The 26,988-nt window shown below is 73.5% G+C and carries 27 protein-coding genes; 16 read left to right on the plus strand and 11 right to left on the minus strand.

Annotated elements, in window-relative coordinates; translation table 11 throughout:
• Positions 1–4 precede the first annotated feature (4 nt).
• The 3 genes from Dsi01nite_RS43880 to Dsi01nite_RS43890 all read right to left on the minus strand — a co-directional run bounded on the left by Dsi01nite_RS43880 (position 5) and on the right by Dsi01nite_RS43890 (position 3,424).
• Positions 5–970 carry an alpha/beta hydrolase family protein gene (locus Dsi01nite_RS43880; RefSeq protein ID WP_203852373.1) on the minus strand — a complete coding sequence of 322 codons (966 nt, stop codon included), beginning with the start codon at positions 968–970 and terminating at the stop codon, positions 5–7.
• Positions 967–1,767 (minus strand): oxidoreductase, encoded by an 801-nt coding sequence (locus Dsi01nite_RS43885; RefSeq protein WP_203852374.1) that lies wholly within the window; start codon positions 1,765–1,767, stop codon positions 967–969. The genes Dsi01nite_RS43880 and Dsi01nite_RS43885 overlap by 4 nt, the downstream gene beginning before the upstream one ends.
• Positions 1,768–1,828: 61 nt before the next feature.
• Positions 1,829–3,424, minus strand: coding sequence for a carbon-nitrogen hydrolase family protein (locus Dsi01nite_RS43890; RefSeq protein WP_203852375.1), 1,596 nt, complete (start codon positions 3,422–3,424; stop codon positions 1,829–1,831).
• 77 nt (positions 3,425–3,501) lie between these two features.
• Here Dsi01nite_RS43890 and Dsi01nite_RS43895 point away from each other — a divergent pair, with 77 nt between their 5' ends.
• Genes Dsi01nite_RS43895 through Dsi01nite_RS43905 form a run of 3 tightly spaced genes read left to right on the plus strand, consistent with a single transcriptional unit; the run spans position 3,502 to position 6,440 of the window.
• Complete coding sequence (locus Dsi01nite_RS43895) at positions 3,502–3,783, plus strand: Dabb family protein (protein ID WP_203852376.1); 282 nt, start codon at positions 3,502–3,504, stop codon at positions 3,781–3,783.
• Between the two features lie 28 nt (positions 3,784–3,811).
• Positions 3,812–5,041 carry a hypothetical protein gene (locus Dsi01nite_RS43900; protein ID WP_203852377.1) on the plus strand — a complete coding sequence of 410 codons (1,230 nt, stop codon included), beginning with the start codon at positions 3,812–3,814 and terminating at the stop codon, positions 5,039–5,041.
• Between the two features lie 46 nt (positions 5,042–5,087).
• On the plus strand, positions 5,088–6,440 hold the full coding sequence (locus tag Dsi01nite_RS43905) for an MFS transporter (RefSeq protein ID WP_203852378.1): 1,353 nt from the start codon (positions 5,088–5,090) through the stop codon (positions 6,438–6,440).
• 1 nt (position 6,441) lies between these two features.
• Here the strand turns inward: Dsi01nite_RS43905 and Dsi01nite_RS43910 are convergent, their stop codons facing one another.
• Genes Dsi01nite_RS43910 through Dsi01nite_RS43935 form a run of 6 tightly spaced genes read right to left on the minus strand, consistent with a single transcriptional unit; the run spans position 6,442 to position 13,813 of the window.
• A complete protein-coding gene (locus Dsi01nite_RS43910; RefSeq protein ID WP_203852379.1) occupies positions 6,442–7,890 on the minus strand; it encodes an aldehyde dehydrogenase family protein in 1,449 nt (482 codons plus the stop codon).
• Positions 7,887–9,011 (minus strand): FAD-dependent oxidoreductase, encoded by a 1,125-nt coding sequence (locus tag Dsi01nite_RS43915; protein WP_203852380.1) that lies wholly within the window; start codon positions 9,009–9,011, stop codon positions 7,887–7,889. Before Dsi01nite_RS43915 ends, Dsi01nite_RS43910 begins: the two co-directional genes overlap by 4 nt.
• Positions 9,008–9,859 (minus strand): isocitrate lyase/PEP mutase family protein, encoded by an 852-nt coding sequence (locus tag Dsi01nite_RS43920; protein WP_239136614.1) that lies wholly within the window; start codon positions 9,857–9,859, stop codon positions 9,008–9,010. Before Dsi01nite_RS43920 ends, Dsi01nite_RS43915 begins: the two co-directional genes overlap by 4 nt.
• The gene (locus Dsi01nite_RS43925; RefSeq protein WP_203852382.1) at positions 9,856–11,274 is read right to left on the minus strand and encodes an aldehyde dehydrogenase family protein; all 1,419 of its coding nucleotides are present in this window, start codon (positions 11,272–11,274) and stop codon (positions 9,856–9,858) included. The genes Dsi01nite_RS43920 and Dsi01nite_RS43925 overlap by 4 nt, the downstream gene beginning before the upstream one ends.
• A 1-nt stretch (position 11,275) precedes the next feature.
• Positions 11,276–12,565, minus strand: coding sequence for an acyl-CoA dehydrogenase family protein (locus Dsi01nite_RS43930; protein ID WP_203852383.1), 1,290 nt, complete (start codon positions 12,563–12,565; stop codon positions 11,276–11,278).
• Positions 12,566–12,580: 15 nt separating this feature from the next.
• Entirely contained in the window at positions 12,581–13,813 is a 1,233-nt protein-coding gene (locus Dsi01nite_RS43935) for a flavin reductase (RefSeq protein WP_203852384.1), read from the minus strand.
• Between the two features lie 125 nt (positions 13,814–13,938).
• Between Dsi01nite_RS43935 and Dsi01nite_RS43940 the strand changes: the two genes are divergently transcribed.
• Entirely contained in the window at positions 13,939–14,754 is an 816-nt protein-coding gene (locus Dsi01nite_RS43940; protein WP_239136615.1) for an IclR family transcriptional regulator, read from the plus strand.
• On the opposite strand, the gene Dsi01nite_RS43945 is transcribed toward Dsi01nite_RS43940, so the two are convergent.
• Complete coding sequence (locus tag Dsi01nite_RS43945) at positions 14,751–15,440, minus strand: hypothetical protein (protein WP_203852385.1); 690 nt, start codon at positions 15,438–15,440, stop codon at positions 14,751–14,753. The two genes, Dsi01nite_RS43940 and Dsi01nite_RS43945, sit on opposite strands and share 4 nt — an antisense overlap.
• Before the next feature lie 77 nt (positions 15,441–15,517).
• Between Dsi01nite_RS43945 and Dsi01nite_RS43950 the strand changes: the two genes are divergently transcribed.
• The 12 genes from Dsi01nite_RS43950 to Dsi01nite_RS44005 are packed head-to-tail and all read left to right on the plus strand — an operon-like array spanning position 15,518 to position 26,049.
• Positions 15,518–16,021, plus strand: a complete 504-nt coding sequence (locus tag Dsi01nite_RS43950) for a MaoC family dehydratase (RefSeq protein ID WP_203852386.1) — start codon at positions 15,518–15,520, stop codon at positions 16,019–16,021.
• Positions 16,018–17,025: an LLM class flavin-dependent oxidoreductase gene (locus Dsi01nite_RS43955; RefSeq protein WP_203852387.1), complete on the plus strand. Its 1,008-nt coding sequence runs from the start codon at positions 16,018–16,020 to the stop codon at positions 17,023–17,025. The genes Dsi01nite_RS43950 and Dsi01nite_RS43955 overlap by 4 nt, the downstream gene beginning before the upstream one ends.
• The gene (locus tag Dsi01nite_RS43960; protein WP_203852388.1) at positions 17,022–18,233 is read left to right on the plus strand and encodes a CaiB/BaiF CoA transferase family protein; all 1,212 of its coding nucleotides are present in this window, start codon (positions 17,022–17,024) and stop codon (positions 18,231–18,233) included. The genes Dsi01nite_RS43955 and Dsi01nite_RS43960 overlap by 4 nt, the downstream gene beginning before the upstream one ends.
• Positions 18,230–19,555, plus strand: a complete 1,326-nt coding sequence (locus tag Dsi01nite_RS43965; RefSeq protein ID WP_203852389.1) for an MmgE/PrpD family protein — start codon at positions 18,230–18,232, stop codon at positions 19,553–19,555. Before Dsi01nite_RS43960 ends, Dsi01nite_RS43965 begins: the two co-directional genes overlap by 4 nt.
• On the plus strand, positions 19,552–20,502 hold the full coding sequence (locus Dsi01nite_RS43970; RefSeq protein ID WP_203852390.1) for a RidA family protein: 951 nt from the start codon (positions 19,552–19,554) through the stop codon (positions 20,500–20,502). Before Dsi01nite_RS43965 ends, Dsi01nite_RS43970 begins: the two co-directional genes overlap by 4 nt.
• Entirely contained in the window at positions 20,499–20,987 is a 489-nt protein-coding gene (locus tag Dsi01nite_RS43975) for an FAS1-like dehydratase domain-containing protein (RefSeq protein ID WP_203852391.1), read from the plus strand. The genes Dsi01nite_RS43970 and Dsi01nite_RS43975 overlap by 4 nt, the downstream gene beginning before the upstream one ends.
• Positions 20,984–21,367: a MaoC/PaaZ C-terminal domain-containing protein gene (locus Dsi01nite_RS43980; RefSeq protein ID WP_239136616.1), complete on the plus strand. Its 384-nt coding sequence runs from the start codon at positions 20,984–20,986 to the stop codon at positions 21,365–21,367. The genes Dsi01nite_RS43975 and Dsi01nite_RS43980 overlap by 4 nt, the downstream gene beginning before the upstream one ends.
• On the plus strand, positions 21,364–22,464 hold the full coding sequence (locus tag Dsi01nite_RS43985; RefSeq protein WP_203852392.1) for a thiolase C-terminal domain-containing protein: 1,101 nt from the start codon (positions 21,364–21,366) through the stop codon (positions 22,462–22,464). Before Dsi01nite_RS43980 ends, Dsi01nite_RS43985 begins: the two co-directional genes overlap by 4 nt.
• Positions 22,461–22,835, plus strand: a complete 375-nt coding sequence (locus Dsi01nite_RS43990) for a Zn-ribbon domain-containing OB-fold protein (RefSeq protein WP_203852393.1) — start codon at positions 22,461–22,463, stop codon at positions 22,833–22,835. The genes Dsi01nite_RS43985 and Dsi01nite_RS43990 overlap by 4 nt, the downstream gene beginning before the upstream one ends.
• 10 nt (positions 22,836–22,845) lie before the next feature.
• Positions 22,846–24,009 carry an acyl-CoA dehydrogenase family protein gene (locus Dsi01nite_RS43995; RefSeq protein WP_239136617.1) on the plus strand — a complete coding sequence of 388 codons (1,164 nt, stop codon included), beginning with the start codon at positions 22,846–22,848 and terminating at the stop codon, positions 24,007–24,009.
• Positions 24,006–24,851: an HpcH/HpaI aldolase/citrate lyase family protein gene (locus Dsi01nite_RS44000; protein ID WP_203852395.1), complete on the plus strand. Its 846-nt coding sequence runs from the start codon at positions 24,006–24,008 to the stop codon at positions 24,849–24,851. Before Dsi01nite_RS43995 ends, Dsi01nite_RS44000 begins: the two co-directional genes overlap by 4 nt.
• Before the next feature lie 49 nt (positions 24,852–24,900).
• Complete coding sequence (locus tag Dsi01nite_RS44005; RefSeq protein WP_203852396.1) at positions 24,901–26,049, plus strand: hypothetical protein; 1,149 nt, start codon at positions 24,901–24,903, stop codon at positions 26,047–26,049.
• A gap of 74 nt (positions 26,050–26,123) precedes the next feature.
• Here Dsi01nite_RS44005 and Dsi01nite_RS44010 read toward each other — a convergent pair whose 3' ends face one another.
• A complete protein-coding gene (locus Dsi01nite_RS44010; RefSeq protein WP_203852397.1) occupies positions 26,124–26,987 on the minus strand; it encodes a hypothetical protein in 864 nt (287 codons plus the stop codon).
• Between the last annotated feature and the right edge of the window lies 1 nt (position 26,988).

Raw genomic sequence — 26,988 nt, forward strand, 5'->3', positions numbered from 1 at the left:
GCTCCTAGCGGCGCCGGACGGACACCAGGTCCTGGGGGAACGTGTCGAGGGCGGCCGGGTCGCCGCCGCGCAGATGGGTGCGCAGGAACGCGGACAGCAGCCCGGCGATGGCGCCGCGGGCCGTCGCGTCGCCCACGGTGGACGGCCGGTCGAGGAACGACCGGGCCGCGGTGGGGTCGGCGGGCTCGACGACGCTGAAGTGGTTGGCACCGGCCAGGGTCGCCAGGACGTGCTCGCCGTCGCGGTCCTTCAGCGCCTCGTCGAACGTGCGGTTGACCGGGTCGTGCGACCCGTCCGCCGAGGCGCCGTAGCGGTCGGCGGACGCGGCGATGACGCCGTCCTCGGTGCCCGCGAGGAGCAGCACCGGCGACTCGACGAGCGCGTCGGCGATGTGGCCCGCGGGCCAGCCGAGCATGGTGGAGACCATGGTGTGCGCGCCGTAGGTCGCGACCGCCCGCACCTGCGGGAAGAAGCGCCCCGACTGCAGCGCGACGGTGCCGCCGGCGGAGTGCCCGAACAGCGCCACCCGGTCGAGGTCCAGGGCGCCGCGCAGCGGCCCCTCAGCGGCGTTGAGCGAGGCCAGTTCGTGCAACAGCGGCGCGATCGCCTGGCAGGTCGGCCCGTCGCCGTAGGTGTCCGGCCGGGCCAGGGCGAGGTCCACGCCCGGCGTGATGCCGACCTGACCCGCGAACAGCGGCCCGACCCAGTCGTAGGTGACCGTGACGAAACCCTGCCGGGCGAGTTCGACGGCGAGCCAGCGGTACGCGTCCTGGCCCACGTTGATGCCGCTGAGCACCAGCACCACGGGGTGCGGCCCGCCGGCCGGGTCGGCCTGGAAGACGCCGCTGAGCCGTTCGGTGTCCGAGCCGGTCACCAGCGCCGGGTAGTGCACCTTGAGATGGGCGGTGGCGTAGGGCTCAGGCGCGCCGGGGATCGTCACGGCGGACCACAGGGATCGGACGGTCGTCATGGGCGGGGCAGTTCGCGGTCGCCGCCCCACAGCGCCCGCACCAGGCGCTGGGTGGTCTCCTCGCCGAAGTAGCGCACGCCCATGACGTTGGCCGGGTCGCGGTCGGCGATGTTGCGCCGGGTCGCCAGGTCCCGCTCGCGCAGCGCGTCACGCTCGCCGGCGGGCACCTCGGGGGCCTCGTCGACCCACGTGAGCCACTGGTCGACCTGGGCGTGCAGCCGGTCGCTGACCACCTGGATGTTGCGGGCCGTGCGCTCGAACGAGTACACGTAGGCGTTCGGCGACAGCGAGGCGCGGATGAACCCGGCCCGGCTGGTGAACCAGGCGAACTCCGGGTCGGCCCGGTGCTCCAGCCACGCCTCGTTGGGCGGCGCGTAGTAGCGGTCGAAGTAGTCGCCGTCCACGACGATGTCGGTGCGCGGGATGTAGTCGGTGTAGAACCAGCCGCCCGGCCAGCACAGCAGCGCGATGCCGAGGTGCGGCACCTTGACCTGGGGGCCGAGCCAGCAGGTGAGGTGCAGGTTGACGAAGCTGCGCGACGGGTCGCCCAGCCACGAGTGCACCATCCAGTCGACCTCCGGCCCGCTGTAGGCGGCCACCCGGCCGCCCGGTCCCTCCGGATACGTCCCGTACTGCTCCAGCGGCTCCGTCGACGGATCGCGGGTGGTGGCGAACCTCGCGTCGATCTTGGCCTTGAGATCCGCCAGGAGCTGCTGGAACTGTGCGAAGGTGTCGTTGACGTCGATGACGGGCGAGGCGTCGAGCATCTCCTCGACGTGCTGGACGGTTTCCTCCACGCGCTCACTCTCCAACTCTCAGGCCTTTATGGAAACAGTGTTTCGCTACGGGTAACGGATGTCAACGGGTCAGCGCGTCCACGAGCTGCCAGGGTCGCCCGTCCAGCAGGTCGGTGCCGCGCGAGACGAGCTTGTTGCGGCTCTGCGCGGGGGCGAGGACCGCCGTGGCGACCGCGGTGCCGGCCGGGACCTCGGTCACCAGCGGGTGGCTGATCCGGCCGGTGAACGGGCCTTCCCAGGCGGTCCACAGCGTGAAGTCGGGGCTCAGCGCGTAGAAGGCGGCCGGCGTGCCGAGGGGTGTGGCGGCGACGATGTTGAGCCGGTTCTCCGCGGCGCGCTCGGGCAGGCCGAGCGCCAGCTCCCAGTCCTCGGCCGGGCTGAACGGCACGGCCACCACGTCGGCGCCGGCGATCGCGGCGAGGCGGAACACCTCCGGGTAGATGGCGTCGTCGCCGACCACCACCGCCAGGCGGCCCCACGGCAGGTCGAACGTCTCCAGGCCGTCGCCGTGCCGGTCGACCCGGCCGTCGAGCCGGGCGACCGGGTGCAGCTGCAGCTGCCGGCCGATGACGCCGGCGGCGGACACCACGACGCCGGTGTGCGCGCCGTCCTCGACGACGCTGGTCACCGCGACCGCCGCCGTGTCCCGCAGCAGCTCCTGCAGGGCGGCCACGACCGAGGGGTCCTGCAGCTCGGGCAGCACCAGGAGCCGGGCGCCGGCGGACAGCGCCTCGGGCACGCCGCCGTGCCCCCGCACCACCGCCGCGTGCAGCGACTCGGCGGCCTGTGGCGGGCGGGGGTCCTGGGGCGGCCGGCCGATCGGGGCGTAGACGGACCCGCGCCGCGCGGTGAAGCGGTCCGTGCCGTCGGGGCGGCGCTTGTCCCTGGCGAGGGCGGGGTCGATGTCGGCGACGACGACCGCCTCGCCGGTCCGCGGCCCCTTCGCCACGACCGTGCCGTCGGGCGCCACGATCTGGCTCTCCCCGGCCCCGTGCAGCCACTCCGGCGGCACCTTGAGCCCGGCGCTGATGACGTCGAGCTTGTCGGCGGGCAGCAGCGGGCCGACCTTGTTGGCCGCCACGACCCAGACCCTGTTCTCCGCGGCCCGCACCGGGATGTGCAGGCTCGCCTCGTCGGTGGCGAACGAGTTGAGGCTGTTGAGCAGGACCTCCGCCCCGCGCAGCGCGAGACCGCGGGCCACCTCCGGAGCGACGCCCTCCATGCAGGCATACATGCCGACGGTACCGAAGCCGGTGGCCATCACCGGGCCGTTCTCGCTGCCGCGGTGCAGGTGGTCGTTCTCGCTGCCCATCAGCGTCTGCTTGTCGCTCTGCCCCAGCAGTGCGCCGTCGGGGCCGAACAGCAGGTTGGTGCCGGTGGTCCGGCCGTCGTCCTGGGCGAGCGTGACGTTGATCTTGACGAAGCAGCCGTGCTGCGCCGCACGCGCGGCGATCGCGGTCAGGAACGGGTCGCCGAGGCGGCAGGCCATGCGGCGGGCGTGGTCGCGGTCGTCGTACCACGACAGGTGGTTGCAGAACTCCGGCAGGACCACCAGATCCGCGCGCTCGGCGGCGGCCTGGTCGATCATCCGCAGACAGCTCGCGAGGTTCGCGGACACGTCCTGACCGACGGCGAACTGGACAGCGGCAACCCTCACGAGGGCCTCCTGGTTCCTCTAGCGGAACAGTGTTTCCCGAACATACACTCGCCGCGCGTTCACTGAAAGAGAGGTCGATGCTCGTGCTGACCCATGTCGTCATCATGAAGTTCGCGGATCCGGGCGACGCGCCGAAGGCCAAGGAGCTCCTGGAGGGCCTGGTCGGCGTGGTGCCGCAGGTCCTGTCCATGACCCTCGGGCTGGACACCGTGCGCAGCGAGGTGTCCGGCGACCTGTGCATGATCACCACCCACGACGACGTGGACGGGCTGCGCGGGTATCAGGCGCACGAGGCGCACCAGGAGGTCGGCGCCTGGCTGCGGCCGCGCCTGGCCGCGCGCACGGTGGTGGACTTCTGAGCTTGCCGCAGTCCGGCATGATCGACGCATGCGACTGCGCGCGTACCGGGGAGTGCCGCTGTGGCCGACCGTCCTCACCGAGTGGGCGCTGCGGGTCGCGGCCGTGCTGCCGCCGTTCGTGCTCGCCGGCGGCGCCTGGCTGATCTGGGGCAACTGGATCGCGCCGATCGTCTGCGGGGTCGTGGGCGCCGGGGTCGCGTTCGTGGCGCTCGGCACGGTCCTCGGCGACCCGCACGAGCCGCTCCGCGGGCGGCGGCTGCGGTACGCCCTGGCCAAGGACCCCGGTCTGGAGCTGCACGCCCGGGTCGTGGCGGAGACCGCCCGGCACGACCCGGGCGCCGAGCTGGTGCTGCGCGAGGGGATCGCCGAGGGCAGCCTGCCGCACCTGCGAGAGCTGGCCGACCTGATGCGCAGCCAGTATCGCGACGACGACGTGCGGACGCTGGCGACGCAGATCGCCGGGTCGGGCACCGTGGAGCAGCTGCGGGCGATGGTGCCCGGGCCCTACCGCTACTCGAGCTTCGCGGTGCCGCTGCAGGCCGAGATGGTCGCGCGGCTGCCCGACGACATGCACGAGCGCCTGCTCCACGCGGCACTGCTGGTCGAGAACGGCGCGCCCGCCAAAGCCATGCCGGAGGTGAACACGGCGATGGCGTTGCTCGGCGACGCGCCGCTGGACCAGCGCGCCGCCGACTTGCTGCGGCGGGTCGCTCGGGGCTTCGTGGCACGCAAGCGCCTCGCCGACGCCGAGAAGATCCTGCGCCTGGGCATGCGCGACCCGTCCGTGCTGGCGGCGCTGGCGGGGCTGATGGTGCGGCGCCGCAAACCCTCGCAGGCGATCGACGTGCTGCGCGCCCACCCCGACCAGGACGACCCGGTGGTCAGGTATTCGCTGTACCTGATCCTGCGCGGCCGGGGCAGAGCCGCGGAGGCCGAGGCGCTGGTGCCGCCCGGCGGCTGGCCTTCGCAGATCACCCGTCCCCGCCTCCAGGCGGCCGGGTCCGGCTGGTCGTATCCCACGTCAACCGGCGGTGGGTCGTCCTGGGCCGGCGCCGCGCTCGACGGTGCGGTCGACGGGGTGGTCACGGGCCTGGTGCACCGCACCTTCGACGACAGCGGTCCGGGCGACTCCGGCTCCAGCAGCTCCACCGACTACGGCGGCTTCTCGGGTGACTCCGGGTCCGGCGACAGCGGCGGCTATTCCGGCGACAGTGGTGGCGGTGGGTACAGCTCCGACAGCGGCGGCAGCAGCTGGTGACGGGCGGCCCGCATGAACGGCCTGCGGGCGGGTACCAGCCGCGGCGATGATGAGGGGTCGGGCGCTCGCGATCGCCCTCGTGGCGGCGTTCATGACGCTGCTCGACGTCAGCATCGTCAACGTCGCGATCCCGTCGATGCAGGCCGACCTGCACGTCGGGGCGAGCGGCCTGCAGTGGGTGCTGTCCGGATACGCGCTGACGTTCGGGCTGCTGCTGGTGCCCGCCGGCCGGTTCGGTGACGCCCGCGGGATCCGGCCGGTGTTCGTGGCCGGGCTCCTCGGGTTCACGGCGGCCAGCGCCGCGGCCGGGGCGGCGCAGAACGAGGCCTGGCTGGTCACCGCCCGCCTGGTGCAGGGTGCCTTCGCCGGCGTGGTGAACCCGCAGGTGACCGGGCTCATCCAGCGGCTGTACGCACCGCCGGAGCGGGCCCGGCCGTTCGGCCTGCTCGGCGCCACGATCGGCATCGCCACCGCCGCCGGCCCGCTGCTCGGCGGGGTGATCATCCAGCTGGCCGGGGCGAGCGACGGCTGGCGCTGGGTGTTCTACATCAACCTGCCGGTCGGGCTCGCCGCCGCCGTGCTCGGCTGGCGGCTGATACCCCGGCGCCCCGCGGACCGGATCCGCCGGGAGAGCCTGGACCCGGTCGGGGTGCTGCTGCTGGGCCTGGCCGTCGTGCAGATCCTGCTGCCCCTCATCGAACAGCGGGAGTGGTACCTGCTGGGCACCGGCGCCCTGACCCTCGGCGGCTTCGTCTGGTGGGAGCTGCGCTACCCCGGGGTGCCGCTCGCCGACCTGCAACTGTTCCGCCGCCGCTCCTACGCGCTCGGCACGACCCTGGTGCTGCTGTACTTCGCCGGGTTCACCGCCAATTTCTTCATCCTCACCCTGTACCTGCAGCGCGGCCAGCACTTCACCGCGCTGCAGGCGGGCCTGGCCACGACCCCGTTCGCGCTCGGCTCGGCCCTGGCCGCGTTCGCCGGCGGCCGGGTCGTCAACCGCTTCGGCCGGCCCCTCGTCGTCGCCGGGCTGCTCACCGTCATCGCCGGCCTGGCCGGGACGCTCCTGGTCCTGCACACCGTCGACTCGGCGTGGGCCCTGTCGGTGCCGCTGCTGGTCGCCGGCATCGGCAGCGGCCTGGTCATCACCCCCAACCAGACCCTCACCCTCGCCGACGTGCCCGTCGACCGGGCCGGCAGCGCCGCCGGCGTCGTGCAGACCGCGCAGCGCGTCGGCGCGGCGTTCGGCATCGCGGCGATCGGTGCGGTGTTCTTCGCCCGGCTCACCGCCACGTCCGGCAACTGGACGGCCGCGTTCGAGATGGCGCTGATGGTCGCGATCGGCTCCCTGGTCCTCGCCCTCGCCGCCGCCGCCACCGACGTGGCCCTCGGGCGGCGGTGACTCAGGACGGGTACGCGGTGGGGGAAAGGCCGGCGCCGCCGGCCCGGAACGCGGCCGGGGCGTGCACCACGCAGGTCTGCACGTACTCGGCCAGGCCCTCCTCGCCGTACTCGCGACCCCATCCGGACCGCTTCACCCCGCCGAACGGGGCCCGCAGCGACATGCCGGTGCGGTTGTGCGTGTTGACGAACGTGAAGCCGGCCTCGATGCGCCGGGCGAAGGCGAACGCCCGCTCCTCGTCGGCGCTCCACACGGACGCGCCGAGGCCGAGGTCGTCGTCGTTGGCCATGGCCAGGACCTGGTCCTCGGTGTCGTACAGGATGAGGGGCACTACGGGGGCGAACTGCTCCTCGCGGATGAGTGCCGCGTCGGGGCGCGGGTCGACGACGAGCAGCGCGGGCGAGAAGTACCCCTCCGTCTCGCTGTAGCCCTCGCCGTCCTGCCCCAGGTCGATGATGCCGCTCGCGGTGTGGTCGGCGGCGAGCGCCAGGTCGAACGCCCGGCGCTGCGCGTCGGCGCTGATCAGCGGTCCCATGGTGACGCCGTCGGCGAGGGGGTCGCCGATGACGAGGACCCGGGCGGCGGCGGCCACGTAGGCGTCGACGAACTCGCCCGACCGGTCGCGGGGCACGTACAGCCGCTTCGCCGCCATGCACACCTGCCCGGCGGTGGCGAAGCTCGCCATGACAAGACGCTCCATGGCGGCGTCGTCGAACGGCGCGTCGTCCAGGAACACCGCGGGGTCGTTGCCGCCGAGCTCCAGCACCGAAGGGATGAGCCGGTCCGCGGCGGCGGCGGCGATGGCCCGCCCGGCGTCCTCGCCGCCGGTGAACGCGACCTTGCGCACCAGCCGGTGCGTGACGAGCGCCGTGACGAGGTCGGCGTGGCCGTGCATGACCTGCACGGCGTGCTCCGGCAGGTGCTCCTGGAACAGCCGGACGATCCGGTCGACGGTGAGCGGGCCGAGCGGTGACGGCTTGACGATGACGGTGTTGCCGGCGGCGAGCGCCGCGGCGAGCTTGAGCATGGCCAGGATGACCGGCGCGTTCCACGGCGTGACCGCGACGACGACCCCGTAGGGCTTGCGGATGCTGAGCAGCCGGCCCCGGGCGTCGTCGAGCTCCTGGTCGGCGTACGCGGCCGGCGCGTACTCGATGACCCACCGCAGGTGCTGCACCGCGAACCCGATCTCGCCCCGGCAGTCGGCGAGCGGCTTGCCGATCTCCCGGGCGAGCAGGGTGGCGAGCTCCTCCCGGGCGTCGTCGATCGCCTCGGCGGTGTCGCGCAGCGCGGCGAGCCGGTCGTCGATCGGGGCGGCCGACCACTCGCGGAACGCCGCGTGGGCGGCGCGGACGGCGTCGTCGACCCGGTCGGGGATGTTCCGGGTCACGGGCGTGACCCGGCCGACGATCTCAGTGTGCCGCGCCGGGTTCTCCCGCTGGATGCTCACGCCGCCCCCTCCCGCAGTGAAGCGATCATCGAGGACCGTAGCAAATAGGCGCGGGCCGCGACCGGGTCGGCGGCCAGCGCGCGCAGCTCGTCGGCGTAGGCCGAGGCGCCGCCGGCACGCAGCTTCTCCCAGTTGCTGTGGGTGGTCTTCTGCACGTAGTTGCGGGCGACGTCCCGGCGGGCGGCGGCGGTGGCCGTGACCGCGTCGTCGTCCCCGGCGGCGATGGCGCGGGAGAGGAGGACCGCGTCGTGGATGCCGGAGTTCATGCCCATCCCGCCGAGCGGGTTGTTGATGTGCGCGGCGTCCCCGGCGAGCACGACCCGCCCGACCCGGAAGGACTCCGCGACCCGCTGGTGCACGCGGTACAGCGTGGTGTGCGCGATCCGCCACGGCCGTCCCGGGTCGGCGACGCCGAGCAGCCGCTCCGGCAGGCGGGCCCGCTCGACGTCGTCGGGGGTGTCGGGCGGGGTCGGCAGCAGCACCCGCCAGTGGTCCGGGGTGCGCAGCACGACGAGCCACTCGACGGGGTCGAAGAGGTAGTTCACCTCGGCGATGCCGGGCAGCAGCGCGGTCAGGTCCTCGTCGGTGGAGCCGACCAGGAACCGGTCCGGATACGTGATGCCCTCGAACGCGTCGCCGAACAGCGACCGGCGCACCGCGGAGTTGGCGCCGTCGGCGCCGACGAGCCAGTCGCCCCGGAAGGTGTCGTTGACCGTCACCCCGGTGCGGTCCTGGGTCACCCGGTCGACGCGTTGTCCGAAGTGGACGGTTCCCGGGGGGAGCAGCGGCAGCAGGAGCCGGGTCAGCTTGCTCTGCTCGCACTGCAGGCGGAAGGGGTACGGGGTGTCGCCGGCGAGCAGTGACATGTCCAGCTCGGCGATGATGCCGCCGCCGCGTTCCCGGTACTGGAAGCGGGGCGAGACCAGGCCCTGCGCCAGCAGCGCGTCGAGGACCCCGAGGTCGGCGAGCATCTCCAGGGACGGCGGGTGGAACGTCGAGGCCCGCGACTCGGTGGCGAGGGCGTCGCCGGCCTCCAGGACGGTGACGTCGACGCCGAGGCGGTGCAGGGTGAGCGCCGCGGTGAGCCCGACCGGCCCGGCGCCGGCGACGACGACCTTCATGCGGGCACCTCCGGGGCGTAGCGGGCGTCCAGGGCGAGCGCGTCGGCCTGCCCGACCAGGCCGGTGAACGCGTCCCAGGGCAGGCGGGGGACCGCGCCGGCGTGCCCGTCGGCGGCGATCGCGGCGTACGCGGCCCGGGCCGCCTCCAGCGCGGCGAGCAGCGGCGCGACCGGGTGCAGGACGAACCGGACGCCGAGCTCGGCGAGCGTCGCGTCGGCCACGAAGGCGGCCGGGCCGGCCTCGGAACGGTTGACGACCAGCGGCATGTCCGGCAGCGCGGCGTGCACGGCGGCGAGGTCGTCGACACCGGTGACACCCTCGACGAACACCGCGTCGGCGCCCGCGTGCGCGTACCGTAACGCCCGGTCGATCGCGTCGTCGAGGCCGGTGACGGTGTACGCGTCCGTCCGCGCGACGACGACCAGGCCGGTGCCGGCCTCGGCGACCGCCCGGATCTTCGCCGCGGCCAGGCCGGCGTCGAGCAGTTCCTTGCCGGCCAGGTGCCCGCAGCGTTTCGGGCTGACCTGGTCCTCCAGGTGCAGCCCGGCGACCCCGGCGGCGGCGTAGCGGCGGGCCGTCCACACCGCGTGCGGGGCGTTGCCGTAGCCGGTGTCGGCGTCCGCGAGCAGCGGCACCACGCCCAGCGCGGGCGTCACGGTGGCGGCGACGGACGCGATGTGGGTGCCGTGCAGGTAGCCGAGGTCGGGCAGCCCGAGCCGCAGCGCCGACACGGCCGCTCCGGACAGGTGGGCCGCGGCGAACCCGGCCCGCACCGCGAGGGCGGCGGTCAGCGGGTCGTACACGCCGGGCAGGTGGGTCACGCCTGCACCGGTCAGGAGCCGTCTCACAGCGCGAAACCGTTCTCGACGCCGGTCACCCGCGGGTTGGTGAAGAAGCGCAGGGTCTCCGCGGTGCCTTCCTCGCCGAGGCCGGAGACGCCCCACGCGGGCCGCGGCGTGAACAGGTGCAGGCTCATCACCGAGGAGCCGTTGACCTTCACCTCGCCGGCCCGGATCAGCCGGGCCACCGCGAGCGCGGCCGCCTCGTCGGTGCCGAACACGTAGCCTTCCAGGCCGTAGGCGGTGTCGTTGGCGAGGGCGACGGCCTCGTCGACGGTGCCGTAGCCGTGCACGGTGGCGACGGGCCCGAAGATCTCGTGCCGGGCCGGCTCCTCGGCGGCGCCGGTGACGAGGGCGGGGGCGAAGAAGTTCCCGCCGGCGGGCACGTCGGTGAACGTGTGCGCCTTGCCGCCGAGGTCGAGCAGCCGGGCCGCGACGAGTGCGCGGTGCCCGCTGTGGATGAGCGGGCCCAGCTCGGTGGCCGGGTCGGCGGGGTCGCCGACGCGCAGCGCGGCGAGCCGCTCGCCGATCGCCGCGAGCAGCGACGGGAGCAGGTCGTGCGGCGCGATGAGCCGGCCGAGGGCCCGGCACCACTGGCCGTTGAGGGTGGTGAGCAGGTCGACGGCGGCGCGGGCGGCGGCGTCGACGTCGGCGTCGGGCAGCACGACCAGGGGGTTGTTGCCGCCGAGCTCCAGCTGCGCGGGTTTCAGCCCGGACGCGCACTGCCCGGCGACGGCCCGGCCGCCGGGGACGCCGCCGGTGAACGACACGGCCCGGATCCGCGGGTCGCCGACGAGCGTGGCGCCGACCTCGGGGCCGCCGTGCAGCAGCTGCAGCACGCCCGGCGGCAGCAGCCCGGCGATGATCTCGACGAGGAGCTGGGTACCCAGAGGGGCGTACTCGCTGGGTTTGACGACGGTGGGGCAGCCGGCGGCGAGGGCGTTGGCGGCCTTGTGCGCGGCCATCGGCGCCGGGGCGTTCCACGGCACGAGGCACAGCGCCGGCCCCCACGGCAGCAGCTCCACGGTGACGGGCCGGCCGTCGTCGCGGGTCATGGTGCGGGTGAGCCAGCCCTCGCGCAGCTGCGCGGCGGCGAGCCGGAACGACCCGGTGACGATGAACCCGAGCGGGGTCGCCTGCCGGATCGGCACGCCGGTGCTCGCGCTCTCCACGGTGACGATGCCGGCGACGGCCGCCTCGAGGGCGTCGGCGCAGGCGTCGAGCAGGTCGGCGCGTTCGGCCGGCGGCACGGCCGCCCACGGTGCGGCGGCGCGGTCCGCGGCGGCGAGGGCGGCCTCGACCTCGGCGCGGGTGCTGCCGAGCTGCGGGCCGAGCACCGCGCCGGTCGCCGGGTCCTCCAGGGTGCCGTTGAGGGTCCGGGTGGCCGGTGCCCAGGCACCGTCGACGAGTGACCGGGCTGGCATGTCACTGCTCCTTCGCGGACGAAGCGCTCACGTTGGCGAACAGCGCGTTCTCCGCGCCCGAGGTGACCAGGTTCGCGGCTTCGAGCCGGCCGCGCTCCGCGGGGAACGTCATGACGAGGGACATCGCGGTGTCGCGCACGGCGCGGGCGATGACCCCGGTGTTGGCGGTGCCCGACGTGCCGGTGCACTTCAGCGCCCCGACGGCGACGTCGAAGCAGGCCTCGGTGATGGAGCCCTTCGCCATCCGCCACTGGCGGAACACGTCGTCCTTGCTCCGCAGCGGCGGCTCGGACGTCTCGAGCTCCAGCTGCCGGCGGATCCAAAGGTACGCGGTCTCGAGGCGCTCGGTCATGTCACCGAACAGCACCTGGTGCATGGGGCTGCTGGCGACGGGCCGGCCGGTGTCGGCGAACGCCTTGCCGGTCGTGGCGGCGAGCGCGGCGTCGTACGCGGCCTGCGCCGAACCCAGGTAGACCGCGGAGATGGCGCACTGGTTGCCGACGAACGAGCCGCGGCTGACCTGCAGCATCCGCACGAACGCGCCGGGCACGGTCAGCGCCTCGTCGTCGGCGATGAACACGTCGTTGAGCGTGATGCCCTGGTTGGCGGTGGCCCGCATGCCGAGGGCATCCCAGGTCGGGCGCTCGCCGACGCCGGCGGCGTCGCGGGGGACGAAGAACGTGGCGAGCCCGGCGGCGGTGTCGGTGCCGGCCAGGCGGGCGGTGGTGAGGTAGTAGTCGGCGACGCCGGTGGCGCATCCGAAGGACTTCTCGCCGTTGAGCAGCCAGCCGCCGTCGGTCTTCGTCGCGGTGGTGCTGATGGAGATGTTGGCGCCGGCGCTCTTCACCGACTCGCTGGCGAAGTTGGCCAGCCAGACGCCCTCGGCCATGCGGGTCAGGACCTTCTCGGCGAACGCCCGGACGGCCGGGATCTCGTCGGTCTCGAACAGCCCGGCCCGGATCGCCTCCAGGGGCAGCAGCCCGCGGGACGCGCTGGTGTTGTGGAAGAAGTAGGCCAGGGCCGTCGAACCGCAGGCGGTGCCCATGGCGAAGGTGGCCGCGGCGAGGTCACGCAGGGTGCCGCCGAGGCCGCCGTACTCCTCCGGCACGACCAGGCCGAGCAGGCCGGAGTCGCGCAGCAGGCCGACGTGTTCGATCGGGAAGCGACCTTCGGCGTCGGCGCCCGCCGCGGCCTTCCGCAGCGCGGGCAGCACGGATTCGACGCGTTCGGCCCGGCCGCGCTCGGCGTCGGACAGGCCGTCCAGCAGACGGTCGGCGGTGAGCTGTGCCATGACAGCGAAGTCCTTTCAGGAGATCGGTACGCGGTAGGTGCGGCCGGGCAGCGCGCCGCCGAGATGTCGTTCGAGCTCGGCGGCGGCGGCGACCAGCGCGGCGCGGGGGCTGTCGCAGGCCACGCCGAGCCGGTCGGCGAGGAACTGCACGTCTTCGCAGGCGAGCACCCCGTCGATGCCGCCGAGCGTGGTGTCGAAGTGCCGCACCCCGCTCTTCATCGCCGTCAGCGCGTTGACCAGGCCGAGGCCGTGCCGGTCGCGCAGGCGCACCCGCAGCGACACCGGCCTGGCCCGGACCGTGGCGTCCTGCAGCAGCTCCCGGACCTGGCGGGGGGAGGCGGCCTCGGCGCCCTCGTCCAGGCCGATCTCGGCGCAGCCGAGCGAGGCGAGCAGGTCGACGGCGTCCAGGACGGCACTGCCGTTGCCCGGCGCGAACGCGTCGGGCAGCCAGCAGGTCGCCGTCATGTCGTAGCGGTCGGCCTCGTCGAGGATGTGTTTCGTGGTCGCGGGGTCGCCGGCGAGCAGCTCGATCACCCCGGCGCCGCTCAGCGCCGCGTCGGCGACCTCGTCGGCGGTCGTGACCAGGGCGGTCGCCGTCGACCGGTCGCCGGTGGAGGTGAGGCAGCCGAACGGGTCGCGGACCCGGACCCGGACCCCGGCGGCGCGCAGCGCGGTGGCGAGGGTGCCGGCGGCGCCGGCGGAGACGGCGTGGTTGCGCAGCGCGGAGAGCAGGCCGGTGTCGGCGACGCTGACCTCGTCGGGCAGCACGTCGGCCAGCTGGCCCCAGGCCCGGGAGTGGAACAGCAGCGGCGCGACGATCCGTGCGGTGGACGCGCCGAGCACGGCGCCGACGAAGATGGTGTGGTCGCCGCCGGCGTACGCGTGGACCACCCGGCAGTCGAGCCAGCCGACGGCGTCGGTGAGCACCGGCGCGCCGGTGACCCGGGTCTCCCAGGCGCCGCCGGCGAACCGGTCGGAGACGTCCTCCTGCCCGGCGAAGCGGCGCCCGACCACGGTCTGGTCCTTGGCCAGGACGCTCACCGCGAAGACGCCGCTGGCCTCGATGAGCGCGTGCGTGATGATGCGCCGGTTGAGGCACACGAGAATCAGTGGCGGGTCCATGCTCACACTGGAGAAGGAGCTCGCGGTCATGCCGTGCCAGCCGTCGCCCGCGACGGTGGTCACGACGCTGACACCGCTCGGCCACTGTGCGAGCACCGAACGGAACGTGTCGGGGTCGATCGTCACCCGCGCCCACCTTCTGTTCCACTTAGCGAAACGCTGTCACGGTCACGGTAACGACGGCGGTGAAGCGATGTCAACGATGCGCGGACGCCGTTTCCCCTAGGGAAATCTGTGCTTAGACTTCTGGGGTGTCGACCACCACCACGACGGCGTCCAGCGCCGACAACGCCGACGGCTCCGCCAGCCGCTCCATCGCGGCGGTCGAGCGGGCCATGGACGTCCTGCTGCTCTTCGGCCGGGTCGGGCGCCCCGACCTCGGCGTCACCGAGATCGCCGCCGAGCTCGGCCTGACCAAGGCGGCGGTGCACCGCATCCTCACCGCGCTGCGCAACCGGGACCTGGTGACGGTCGATCCGACCACCCGCCGGTATGCGCTCGGCCACGCGGCCGTGGCGCTCGGCCGGGCCTACCTGGCCCGCACCGACCTGCGGGCGATCGCCGCGCCGGAGCTGCGCCGGCTGTCCGAGGAGACCGGCGAGACCGCCACCCTGTCCATCCGCCGCGGTGACATGCGGCTCTACGTCGACCAGGTGGTGCCCGAGCAGGAGCTGCGCCTGGAGGTCCAGCTCGGCACGCCCTACCCGCTGCACGCGGGCGCGTCGTCGAAGGCGTTCCTGGCCTTCCTCGGCGAGGACGAGATCGAGGTGTACCTGGCGAAGCACGCCCTGGGCGCGCTGACGGAGAAGACCATCGTCGAGGACGGCGCGCTGCGCCTGGAGCTGGCCGCGATCCAACGCCGTGGCTACGCCACCTCGATGGGGGAGCGCCAGGTCGGCGCGGCGTCGGTCGCCGCGCCGGTGTTCGACCATGACGGGCACGTCATCGCGGTGCTGTCGGCGGCCGGCCCGCTGTCGCGCTTCAAGCCGCGGATGGCCGAGTGCGCCGACCGGCTCCTCGCCGCGGCCGCCCGGGTGTCCGGCCATCTCGGCTACCACGCCGGTTAGTGCATCCAGGGTTTGAGCACCCCGAACGCGGCGGCGGCGAGGACGGACAGCCAGATGCCCCACACGTAGGGCAGGCAGCCGTCCACCGCCCGCCGCAGCCGGTGCTCCACCTCCGGCGTCGAGCCGCTGGTCATCAGCTCGCCGTAGGGGGCGGCGAAGCCGCGCAGCGTCAGCCGGATGCCCAGACCGCACGCGATGGCCGTGGCGTAGAGCGCCACCTTCGCGCCGAGCCACTTCGGGTTGCTCGTCACGCCGAACGGCTCGGTGGCGAAGATGGTGTACACCGCGAGGGCGTACAGGATGCCGATCAGCGTGATGCGGATGCCCCAGTCGGCCCGCCGCACCAGGGGGTGTTTCCCCGGGGCGTGATGGTCCCTGATCGTCAGGAACAGCCAGCCGAACGCGAAGAGCCACACCGGCAGCACCGTCCACCACTGGAAGAGGGTGAAGCCGCCGAGCTGCGCGCCGTGGGAGTCCAGGGCCATCAGGGTGACCCCGCTGGGCAGGAACAGCACCAGGCAGATCTTCGGGCCCAGGTCCAGCCCGCCCATGATCTTCAGGGCGGTGTTGCGCGCGACGGGCGGCAGGTCGGGCCGCAGGACGAAGCGGCTGGAGTAGAAGACGCCCAGGTCTCCGCCCAGCCAGAACACGAACAGCACGATGTGCAGCAGGATCCACCAGCCCATCGGACAATGGAAACACTGATCCGCTGTGGGAAACAAGTGCTTGACTCCGGCGTGGCGCGCTGCCTAGCGTCACGTCCATGACCCTGGGCAACTACCTCGAGGACTTCACGGTCGGCGCCGTGTACCAGCATCCGCTGGGCCGCACGATCAGCGAGGCCGACAACACGTGGTTCACGTTGCTCACCATGAACACCAACCAGAACCACTTCAACGCGCACTTCGCCGCCGACGCCCCCTACGGCCGCCTCATCGTGAACTCGGGGCTGAGCGTCGCGATCGTGCTCGGGCTGTCCGTGTCCGACATGAGCCAGCACGCCATCATGAACCTCGGCTGGGAGCAGATCCGCCTCACCGCGCCGGTGTTCGTCGGTGACACCCTCTACGCCGAGTCCATCGTGCTCGCCACCCGGCCGTCGGCGTCGCGCCCCTACGCGGGCATCGTCACGTGCCGCACCCGCGGCCTCAACCAGGACGGTGACGAGGTCATGTCGTGGGAGCGCAGCGTCATGGTGTACCGGCGCGACGCCCCCCACGACAAGTCGCACTTCCCCGTCGCGAAGACCGGTCCACTGACGGTATGACGATCCCGGCGCTGCATTTTCAGCCCTGGGGCGAGACGCTCCAGGAGCAACTCGACGCGGCACGCCGGGCCGAGGCCGCCGGCGCGGCCGTCGTCTGGGCGCCCGAACTGCACCGCAGCGCCCCCGTCACCGCCGCCGCGCTCGCCGCCCGCACCGCCACGATCGGGGTGGGCACCGGCATCGCCCTGGCCTTCGCCCGCAGCCCGTTCCTCACCGCGCTGTCCGCGCTCGACCTGGACGAGCTGTCCGGCGGCCGGCTGCGGCTCGGCCTGGGCACCGGCGTGCAGCGGCTCAACGAGGACTGGCACGGCGTCACCTGGTCCCGCCCGGTCACCCGGCTGCGCGAGACCGTCACCGCGATCCGGCTCGTCATCGCGGGTGCCCACACCGGCGAACCGATCGACTTCGAAGGCTCGGCCGTCCGGCTGCGGGTGCGCGGGTACCGCCGGCCATATCCACCGGTCCGTCCGGCGATCCCGGTGTACCTCGCCGGGGTCGGGCCCGCGATGACCGCCCTGGCGGGGGAGATCGGCGACGGCTGGATCTCCCACGAGCTGTGCTCCCCGTCCTATCTCGCCTCGCACGTCCTGCCCCGCCTCGGCGCGAAAGAAGGGTTCGAGGTCGTGGTGTCGGCCTGCTGCGCGATCGACGCCGACCCTGCACAGGCGCGGGCCGCCGCCGCGGGGGTGGTCGGCTTCTACGCCTCCGTGCGCACCTACGCCGACCTGTTCGCCTTCCACGACCTCGCCGACGAGCAGCAGCGGGTCATCGAGGCGTTCCGGGGCGGGCTGCCCGCCGACGGGCTCGCCGGCGCGGTCGCCCCCGCGATGGTCGACCGGCTCACCCTCGCCGGGACGCCGGACCAGGTCGCCGCGCGGATCGCCGAATACGGCGGGCTCGCCGGCGCGATCAAGCTCAGCCCGCCCACGCACGGGCTGCCGCCTTCGCGGATCCGCGCGCTGCAACAGCAGATTCTGCGACTGATCGAGGAGCTGAGCCGGTGAGACCCCTCGAAGACATCCGGATCGTGTCCCTCGAACAGTACGGCGCCGGACCGTTCGGGTCCGTGCACCTCGCCGACCTCGGCGCCGAGATCATCAAGATCGAGGACCCGCGGACCGGCGGCGACGTCGGCCGTTACGTGCCGCCGTACGCCGACGGCGAGGACTCGCTGTTCTTCGAGACGTTCAACCGCAACAAACGCTCCATCTCCCTCGACGTCACCTCGCCCGCCGGGCGGCTCGTCTTCGAGGACCTGGTGCGGGCCAGCCACGCCGTCTACTCCAACCTGCGCGGCGACGTCCCCGCGAAGCTCGGCATCCGCTACCAGGACCTCCGCGCGGTCAACCCCGCGATCGTCTGCTGCTCCCTGACCGGCTTCGGCATGACCGGCCCGCGCGCGACCCAGCCCGGCTACGACTACATCCTGCAGGGACTCGCCGGCTGGATGGAGCTCACCGGCGAACCCGACGGCCCGCCGACGAAGAGCGGGCTGTCCCTGGTGGACTACAGCGGCGGGCTCGTGGCCGCGATCGCGCTCCTGGCCGGGGTGCACGCGGCCCGCCGCGACGGCGTCGGCATGGACTGCGACCTCAGCCTGTATGACACCGCCGTCGGCATGCTCACCTACCCGGCCGTGTGGCATCTCAACGGCGGCTTCGAACCCGTGCGCACCCACCACTCCGCGCACCCGTCGCTGGTGCCGTTCCAGGTGTTCCAGGCCGCCGACGGGTGGATCGTCGTCGGCTGTGCGAAGGAGAAGTTCTGGCGGCGCCTCGCCGACCTGCTCGACGCGGTGGCCGGCACGTCGTTCGCCACGGACCCCCGGTTCGCCACGTTCGGCGGGCGGCACCAGCACGCGACGATGCTGCTCGCGCTGCTCGAGGACGCCTTCGCGACGCGGACGGTCGCGGCGTGGCTCGCCGACCTGGGGCCCGCCGGCGTCCCGTGCGGGCCCGTCAACGACGTCGCCGCGGCCCTCGCCGACCCGCACACGGCGGCCCGCGGCATGGTCGTGGAGACCGATCATCCGGTGTTCGGCACGATCCGCCAGCCGGCGTCGCCGGTGCGGGTCGGCGACGAACCCGTCCCGCACCGGCGCGCGCCGCGCCGCAACGAGGACGCCGTCTACGTGCTGCACGAGATCCTCGGCTACGACAGCACCCGGGTCGGCGACCTCACCGCCGCCGGGGCGTTCGGGCCGGTCACATGACGGTCGCCGCCGCCCTCGCCGACTGGGGCCTCTCGGCCGACCTCGCGGACCTGCCGGTCGAGGCCGCGCTGCGGCACCTCCTCGACGGATGCGGCACCGCCGTCGCCGCCCTGCGGTCCGGTGCCGCCGAACCGGCCCTCGCCGTCGCGCGCGGGCTCGGCGGGCCGCCGGAGGCACGGATCCCCGGCACCGCCACGCGGCTCGGCGCTCTCGGGGCGGCGCTCGCCGGCGGGGTCCTCGTGCACGCCCTCGACTTCGACGACACCCACGCCGGCGGACTCGTCCACGCGACCGCGCCCGTCCTGCCCGTCGTCCTCGCCGTCGGTGAGCAGCTGCGCGTCACCGGCGCCGAGGCGGTCGCCGCGCTCGCCGTCGGCCTGGAAACCGTCTGCCGGCTCGGCGCCGCCGCCCCGCACGCGTTCCACGCCCGCGGGGTGCACGCCACCGCCGCCTGCGGGGTCCTCGCCGCCGCCCTCACCGCCGCCCGGCTGCACCGGCTCACCGCCGCGCAGACCGTCGACGCGCTCGGCATCGCCGCCAGCCAGGCCGGCGGGCTCCTGGAGTTCCTGCACACCGGGTCGTCGACGAAGCAGCTGCACACCGGGTTCGCCGCGCACCACGGCATCCTCGCCGCCCGCCTCGCCGCCGCGGGCGCCAGCGGACCCGCCAGCGCCATCGAGGGCCCATCGGGGTTCTACGCGGCGCTCGCCGGTCGGCGCGTCCCACCGGAAGCGGTCCTCGACGGGCTCGGCGAGCGGTTCGAGCTGACCCGGATCACGGTGAAGCCGTATCCGGCGTGCCAGCTGCTGCACGCGCCCCTCGACGCCGCCGCGACCCTGCGTCTCGACCCGGGCGACATCGTTGATGTGCTTGTGGACGTGCACCCCGACGCGGAGGCGATCGTGTGCGGGCCCGACCAGGCCGCGCCCCGCACCGAATACCAGGCGAAGTTCGCCCTGGCCTGGTGCGTCGCGGCGATGCTGCGCGACGGCGCGGTCACGGTCGCCACGTTCACCGGTGTCGACCGGCCCGACGTGCTCGCCCTCGCCGCGGTGGTGCGGCACCGCGTCGCGCCGTGGTCCGGTGCCGCCGCTGACCAACCCGGGCGGGTCGAGGTGACGCTGCGGTCCGGCCGGACGGTCGTCGGCGAGGTGGCACGCAGCGGCGGCGGACCCGGGGCGCCCGGCCTCGACGCGACCGTGCGCGCCAAGGCCCTCGCCAACCTCGGCGCCGGCGGACCCCGGGTGCTCGCCGCCGTGGCCGCGCTGCCCGGCGCCCCCGACCTGGACGATCTCCTCGACGCGCTGGGAGCGACCGCATGACCACCTACCTGCCGGGTGTCTCCGGCACCGACCCCGCCGCCGTCTACGCGGCGGCCGTCCGGCAGCTGGCCGACGCCGGTTTCGGGCCGGACGACATCGTGCACGTCACGCAGTACGTCACCCGTGCCGGGGGTGCTGTGGACGTGCACCGGGTGCCGGTGTCGGTGGTGCCCGTCGCCGGGTTCCCCGACCCGGCGCACACGTTCGGCGTCGAGCTCGTCGCCCATCCCGGCGGCGGCACGGTGATCGACACCGGTGACGGCGGGGTGCTGCGGATCGCCGGGGACCTCGTCCACCTGCCGAGCGTGCACACCACCACCGGGGAGTTCCGCGACCAGTACCGCTGGTGCCTGACGCGGATCGGCGAGCTCCTGGCGCACGCCGGGCTCGGCCTCGACGCCCTGGTCAGCACGACCGACTTCACCGCGACCGCGACCCGGGCCGAATACCCGCGCTGCGGCCGGCCCCGGCGCGAGCTGCTCGGCCCGGTCTTCCCCGGCGCCGCCGGCATCCTCGTCGACACCCCGGTCGCCGCCGGCGCCGCGGTCTCCATCGCCGCCCTGGCCGGTCTCGGCCCGCTGCGACCGGTGAACCCCGGCTGGGCCCGCTACGACACCCTGACCTACCAGCCGGGAGTCGTCGCCGGGAACACCCTCGTCATGTCCGGTTTCGGCGCCCTCGACCCCGCCACCCAGCTCGCCGTGCACGACGGTGACCTCGTCGCGCAGGCGGCGTTCATCTACGACAACATCGACCTGGTCGCGCCGGATGCGAGGGTCACCCGGATCCTGGAATACGTCACGCCCGCCGGTCTCGCCGACTACGACAAGCTCGCCGCGATGCGCACCGAGCGATACCCGGACGCCGCGGTCACCTCGGTCGTCTGCTCCGCCCTGCTGCGCCCGGAGTTCCTCATCGAGGTCGTGCCGACGGCGGTGCTCGCATGATGACCGACGAGATCCGCGCGCTCATCGGCCGGGAGGTCACCTACACCGCGCCGGAACCCCTCGGGCGGGCCGCGATCCGGTACTTCGCGCTCGCCGTCGGCGACCACAACCCCGTCTACACCGACGACGCGGCCGCCCGCGCCGCCGGCCACGACGGGGTGATCGCGCCGCCGACGCTCATCTGCGAGACCAACCAGTACGCCGGGCTGCCCGCCGACGCCGACGGCTACGCCGGGCACACCTGGGGCATCGAGCTGCCCGGCACCCGCCAGGTCCGCGGCGGCAACGCCTACGAGTTCCACCGGGCGGTGCGCCCCGACGACGTGGTCACCGCGACGTGGCGCCTGCGGGACATCGCCGAGCGGACCACGGGTGCCGGGCAGCCGATGCTGGTGTTCACGTCCCGGGCCACGTACACCAACCAGGACGGCGACCTCCTCGCCACCAACGAGGAGACCATCATCTACCTCGGGGTGACCCCGTGAAGCCCGGCCTCGAACTGCCGCCGCTCGAACGGCGCATCGCGCTGCCCGACATGATCGCCTACGCCGGCGCCACCTGGGACTGGCACCGGCTGCACTACGACCCCGTCTATCTCGCCCCGCGCGGCCTCGACCTTCCCGTCGTGGACGGCCAGGTGTTCGGGGCCCTGCTCGCCGAGCAGGTCCAGGACTGGATCGGCGCCGCAGGGGTGCTGCGCACGCTCAAGTTCCGGTTCAAGCAGCTCGTGTACGCCGGGGAGACCGTCCGCTGCGTCGGCACCGTGACCGCGGTGGACGGCGGGCTCGTCACGATCGAACACCAGGTCCTGGCCGGGGACCGGGTCGCGGTCGCGCCCGCGTCATCCACTGTGGAACTGCGATGAGCACCGGGGTCTGCATCGTGGGCGCGGCCGAATCCGACCTCGGGGTCACCGGCAAGACCGTGCTGCACCTGCAGACCCAGGCGATCACCCGGGCCCTCGCCGACGCCGGGCTGCGCCTCGCCGACGTCGACGGGCTCGCCACCAACGGCGTGTCCCGGTTCTCCGCCACCCAGGTCGCCGAGCACCTCGGGCTGCGTCCACAGTGGACGGACTCGACGTTCGCCGGCGGGTCCGCGTTCGAACTGTACGTCGGCCACGCCGTCCAGGCGATCCAGGCCGGGCAGGCGTCGGTGGTGGTCATCTCGTACGGGTCCAACCAGCGCTCGGCACGCAGCCGCACCCTTGCCCCGTATGAGGCGCACACCCCGGAGGCGCAGTTCGAGCAGCCGTACGGGCCGCTGTACCCGGTGTCCGCGTACGCCATGGCCGCCCAGCTGTACCTGCACACGTACGGCACCGCCCGGGGCCGCGCGGGCATGACCGAGGTCGCGGTGGCCGCCCGCGAGTGGGCCCTGGCGAACCCGCGCGCCTACCGCTACGGCGCCGGGCCCCTTGATATGGACGGCAGTCCATTGCTCAGCGACCCGCTGCGGGTCGCCGACTGCTGCCTCGTCACCGACGGTGGCGGCGCGGTTGTGCTGACCACCGCCGCGCGGGCCCGGGACCTGCCGGGTGTCCCGATCGAGGTGCTCGGCTACGGCGAGGCGACCACCGGCACGTCGATCGTCGGCGTCGGCGACCTGCTGCGCACCGGCGCCGTCGACTCCGGCCGGCGGGCCTTCGCGATGGCGGGGCTCACCCCGGCGGACGTCGACTCCGCCCAGATCTACGACTCGTTCACCATCACCGTCCTGCTGTCGCTGGAGGCGCTCGGCCTCTGCGACTTCGGTGAGGCCCCCGACCTGGTCGCCGCCCGGACACTGCCGCTGAACACGTCCGGCGGCGGGCTGTCCTACTGCCACCCGGGCCAGCTGGGCGTCCTGCTGCTCGTGGAGGCGGTCCGCCGGCTGCGCTCCACACCGGACCGCACCGCGCTCGTGCACGGCACCGGCGGGATCCTCTCCACCCACGGCACGGTCCTGTTGGGACGCTCGTGATTCCATGCGACGAGACCACCCTCGGCTGGTGGGACGCGACCCGGGAGCGGCGGCTCACCGTGCAGCGGTGCGCCGCGTGCGGGCACCACCAGCACTACCCGCGGCCGGTGTGCCTGGCGTGTGGCGGCCTTCAGCTGTCCCTGGTGGACGTCGCCGGCACCGGCGTCGTGGAGACGTTCACCGTCGTGCGCCGCGCCCCGTCGCCCGGGTTCGAGCCGCCGTACGCGGTCGCCGTCGTCGCCCTCGACGAGGGTCCGCGGCTGCTGTCCAACGTCGAGCCCTGGCCGGACGTGACCATCGGCGCCCGCGTCCAGGTGCGCTGGCGGCCGCTGGACGATGGCCGCAACCTTCCCGTGTTTGTCGTCGTTTAGGGGATCCACAGTGGACTTCGAGCTCACCGACGAGCAGCGCCAGTTCCGTGACGTGCTGCGGGCGTTCGTCGACAAGGAGATCCGGCCCGTCGCCCGCGAGTGGGAGGCCACCGACCGGTACCCGACGGAGATCGTCGCCACGATGCGCCGGATGGGGCTGTTCGGGCTCACCGTCCCCGAGGAGTACGGCGGCCTCGGCGCCGACATGGTCTCCTTCGCCCTCGTCTTCGAGGAGATCGCCAAGGGCTGGATGGGCATCGCCGGCATCCTCGGCAGCCACTCCCTGTCGTGCTGGCTCATCGCCCGGCACGGCACCGACGAGCAGCGCCGCCGGTACCTGCCGGACCTCGCGACCGGGGCCCGCCGCACCGGCATCGCACTCACCGAACCCGACGCCGGCACCGACCTGCAGGGCATCCGCACCGTCGCCCGCCGCGACGGCGACGACTACGTGATCAGCGGCCGCAAGACGTGGATCACCAACGCCCGCCACGCCGACCCGCTGCCCGTGCTCGTCAAGACGGACCCTTCCGCGAGCCCCGCGCACCGTGGCATGTCGGTGCTGCTGGTCGAGGCCGGCACGCCCGGCTTCGAGGTCCTGCGCGACCTGCCGAAGCTCGGATACAAGGGGACCGAGTCGTGCGAGATCCTCTTCGAGGACTGCCGGGTCCCCGCGTCGGCCCTGCTGGGCGGCGTCGAGGGCCGGGGCATGCAGCAGGTCCTGTCCGGCCTCGAGACGGGCCGGATCAACGTCGCCGCCCGCGCGCTCGGCATCGCCCAGGCCGCCTACGACGAGGCACTGCGCTACGCGGGGCAACGCCGGGCGTTCGGGTCGCACATCTCGGAGTTCCAGGCGATCCAGCTCCGGCTCGCCGACATGGCGATGCAGGTCCAGTCGGCCCGGCTGATGGTGTACTGGGCCGCGTCCCGCGCCGACGCCGGCCGCCGCGTCGACCTCGAAGCCGGGATGGCGAAGGCGTTCGCGTCCGAGGCGGCCGCCGCCTGCGCCCTGTCGGCGATGCAGGTCCACGGCGGCTACGGCTACTCCAAGGAGTTCGACGTCGAACGCCTCTACCGCGACGCCCCGCTGATGATGATCGGCGAGGGCACCAACGACATCCAGCGCATCGTCATCGCCAAGGCACTCACCAGCGGGAAAGGCACCATCGGATGAGGTCGTACCTCTACGTCCCCGGCGACGCGCCGCAGAAGCTCGACAAGGCCCTGACCCGCGGCGCCGACGCGCTCATCGTCGACCTCGAGGACGCGGTGCCCGCCGCCGGCAAGTCCCGCGCCCGCGCGCTCGTGGCCGAGTGGCTCGACGCGCTCCCGGCCGACCGTCCCGCGATCTGGGTCCGGGTGAACCCCGGCCCGACCGGCGAGGACGACGTGCGTGCCGTGACCGGGCCCAACCTCGCCGGGGTCTGCCTCGCCAAGGCCGGCAGCGCGGCCGAGGTCGCCGCGTTCGGCGCCACCATCGCCGCCGCCGAGGAGGCGTGCGGCCGGCCGGTCGGCAGCGTTGCCGTCGTGCCGCTGCTCGAATCCGCGGCGGCGGTCCTCGGCGCGCCCGACATCGCCCGCGCGCCGCGGGTCGCCCGGCTCCAGATCGGCGAGGCCGACCTGCGCGCCGAGCTCGGCGTCACCCTCGGCCCCGACGAGCGCGAGCTGCTGTTCGTCCGCTCACAGATCGTCCTGGCCAGCGCCGCGGCCGGGATCGCCCCGCCGGTCGCCTCCGTCAGCACCGACTACCGCGACCTGGCGGCCCTGCGCGCCTCGACGGTCGCGTTCCGGCGGCTCGGGTTCCTCGGCCGCGCCTGCATCCACCCCGCCCAGGTCGCCGTGGTCAACGAGGTGTTCACCCCGACGCCGGAGGAGGTCGCGGAGGCGGCCGACCTGGTCCGCCGCTTCGACGCCGCGCTCGACTCCGGCGCCGGCGTCCTCGTCGACGTCGATGGCCGCATGGTCGACGCCGCCGTCGTCCGCGCCGCCCGCCGCATCGTGGACCTCGCCACCTAGCGATCGGCCAGGTGTGCTAGAAACTTCTCCGGTACGGGGGAGGTACACAATGCGTCGTCTCTGCGTGATGCTCGGGGTGCTCGCGATCGGGCTGGCCGGCTGCGGCTCGTCCGGTTCGTCAGGCTCGTCCGGTGAACCCGGGAAGGGCAAGCCGGGACCGTCCGCGTCGAAGCCGCCGCCGCCGAAGGTCCCGGGCAAGGTCGTGGTCGTGGTCGGCGGCTCGCTGAAGGTGCTGACCCAGGAGCCCGACGGCCACCTGATCATCGCACCGCTGGACGCGCCGAAGTTCGAGGACTACGAGTTCACGCCCGACCACAAGACGGTGATCTACCGCGCCGGCACGGTGGTGACCGCCCGCAACCTCGCCGACGGCAGCGAGAAGAAGCTCGCCGGCGACGCCAAGAGCAACAGCCTGTGCCTGCGAACCTCACCGGACGGCAAGCGGGTCTCCTACCGCCGCAACGACGACCTCGTCGTGGTGGACCTGGCCGGCAAGGTGACCGTGCTGGACAAGGTGAAGCGGGACAAGTACGGCAACGGCACCGTCACCGCCACCACCGAGCTGGGCTGCGGCGAGTGGCTGGACGCGACGCACGTCGTGTTCGACCGGCGCAAGTCGCTGCCGGAGACCGTCTCCGTCAAGGCCCTCGAGTTCGACGTGGTCGTCGACGCCGACACCACGACCGTCGCGGTGCTCGGCGGCAAGAGCCCGAAGCTGATCGACTCGCCGGCCATGTGGAACCCCACCGCCGTCTGCGGCAACTGGGTCGTGGCCAACAACGGCAAGAACGCGGACGCGCTGCACCTGAGGCAGCGCACCGGCGACGGCGACATCACCAAGGCCGGCGCGTTCACCGGCCCGGAGCTGGCCGTCACCGGCACCGCCGGCAGCACCCACGGCGTGCTCTTCACGCCCGGCACCTGCCGCCCACTGCTGTACTCCATCGACAAGCGGACCTTCCAGACGATCGACCCGGCGACCCGCGCGGTCGGCGCCCCGGTCGCCACCCTGCCCGCCGGCGGCATCGAGGTCCACCTGTTCGACGAGCCGGCGACCTGGCAGCCGGGCGACGCCGAGGTGCTCGCCGCCGTCGTCAACAAGCAGCTCGTCCTCGTCGACGTCAAGGCCGGCACCGCCACCCCCGTCCCCTCCGACGCCCTCGACGCCGCCGCCCGCGTGGTCGCCTGGCTGCCCTGACGGCATTGACGGACGTCAGGCCGGTGGGGCTGCCACCGCCGGCCTGACGGCGCGCCACGAGGCCCGCGGCGCGGTCATGATGACGCGTTGGCCGACTGCGACGCGCTGAACTGCCTCGGCGGACCCGTGTAGGCGCGTTTGGTCAGCAGGTCGTTGATGATGTTGCCCTCGATCGGGGTGACACGCCCCTCCGCCAGCCGCACTCCGAGCACGTTCGCCACGGCGATGGTGTAGGTGTCGATCGTCGCCTCGACCAGAAGGGCCAGCGCGGCGGAACTGAATACGGCATTGCGCCAACCAGCGGCGACTGCCAGGACGGCGATCACGGAGGCGGGCCACCACTGCACCGTCCACGGCGCGGCGAGCAGACCCCAGGCGACCAGCGCCGCGTCCTGCCGGTAACGGCGATGCGCGCCGAGGATGACGGTCCGGGCATCGTCCGTGGCGATCATCCAGATGCGCGGCCAGACGGCGGTTGCCGAGAGTCCGTATTGTGCGTGGACCCGCTCGCCGATGAGCCGGAAGTGCTCGCCGATGACGGACATCCGGGCCGGCAGATACCTGTCGGGAGGAGGCGGAGTCTGGTCACGCCATGCGTCTCTGGTCCGGTTACGCAACGTGGTGAGACGGCGTTGGGGGCCGTCGATCAGCCAGAGCCGGTGCACGACCTCGTTCGCCACCGCCGTCGCGGCAAGACCGGCCAGACTCGCGCTGAACAACGCCACGGCCGCCGTGACCAGCAGCTCCCCGGGCCGGGAACCGTGCTGCTGCCACCACTGCGTCACCTGGCCGCCCGCATGGGAGAAGTCGAGGGCGTGGGCCTGACCGGACACGGTGGCCCAGCCGACCACCGCGACATACAGCAGTCCCGGCAGCAGTATCGCGGCCAGCCAACGTTCGGTGATCTTCTGCCCCAAGGAGGCGATGAGACCTGTCACC

Origin of the sequence: Dactylosporangium siamense, from assembly GCF_016862795.1 — a bacterium.
GTDB lineage: Bacteria > Actinomycetota > Actinomycetes > Mycobacteriales > Micromonosporaceae > Dactylosporangium > Dactylosporangium siamense.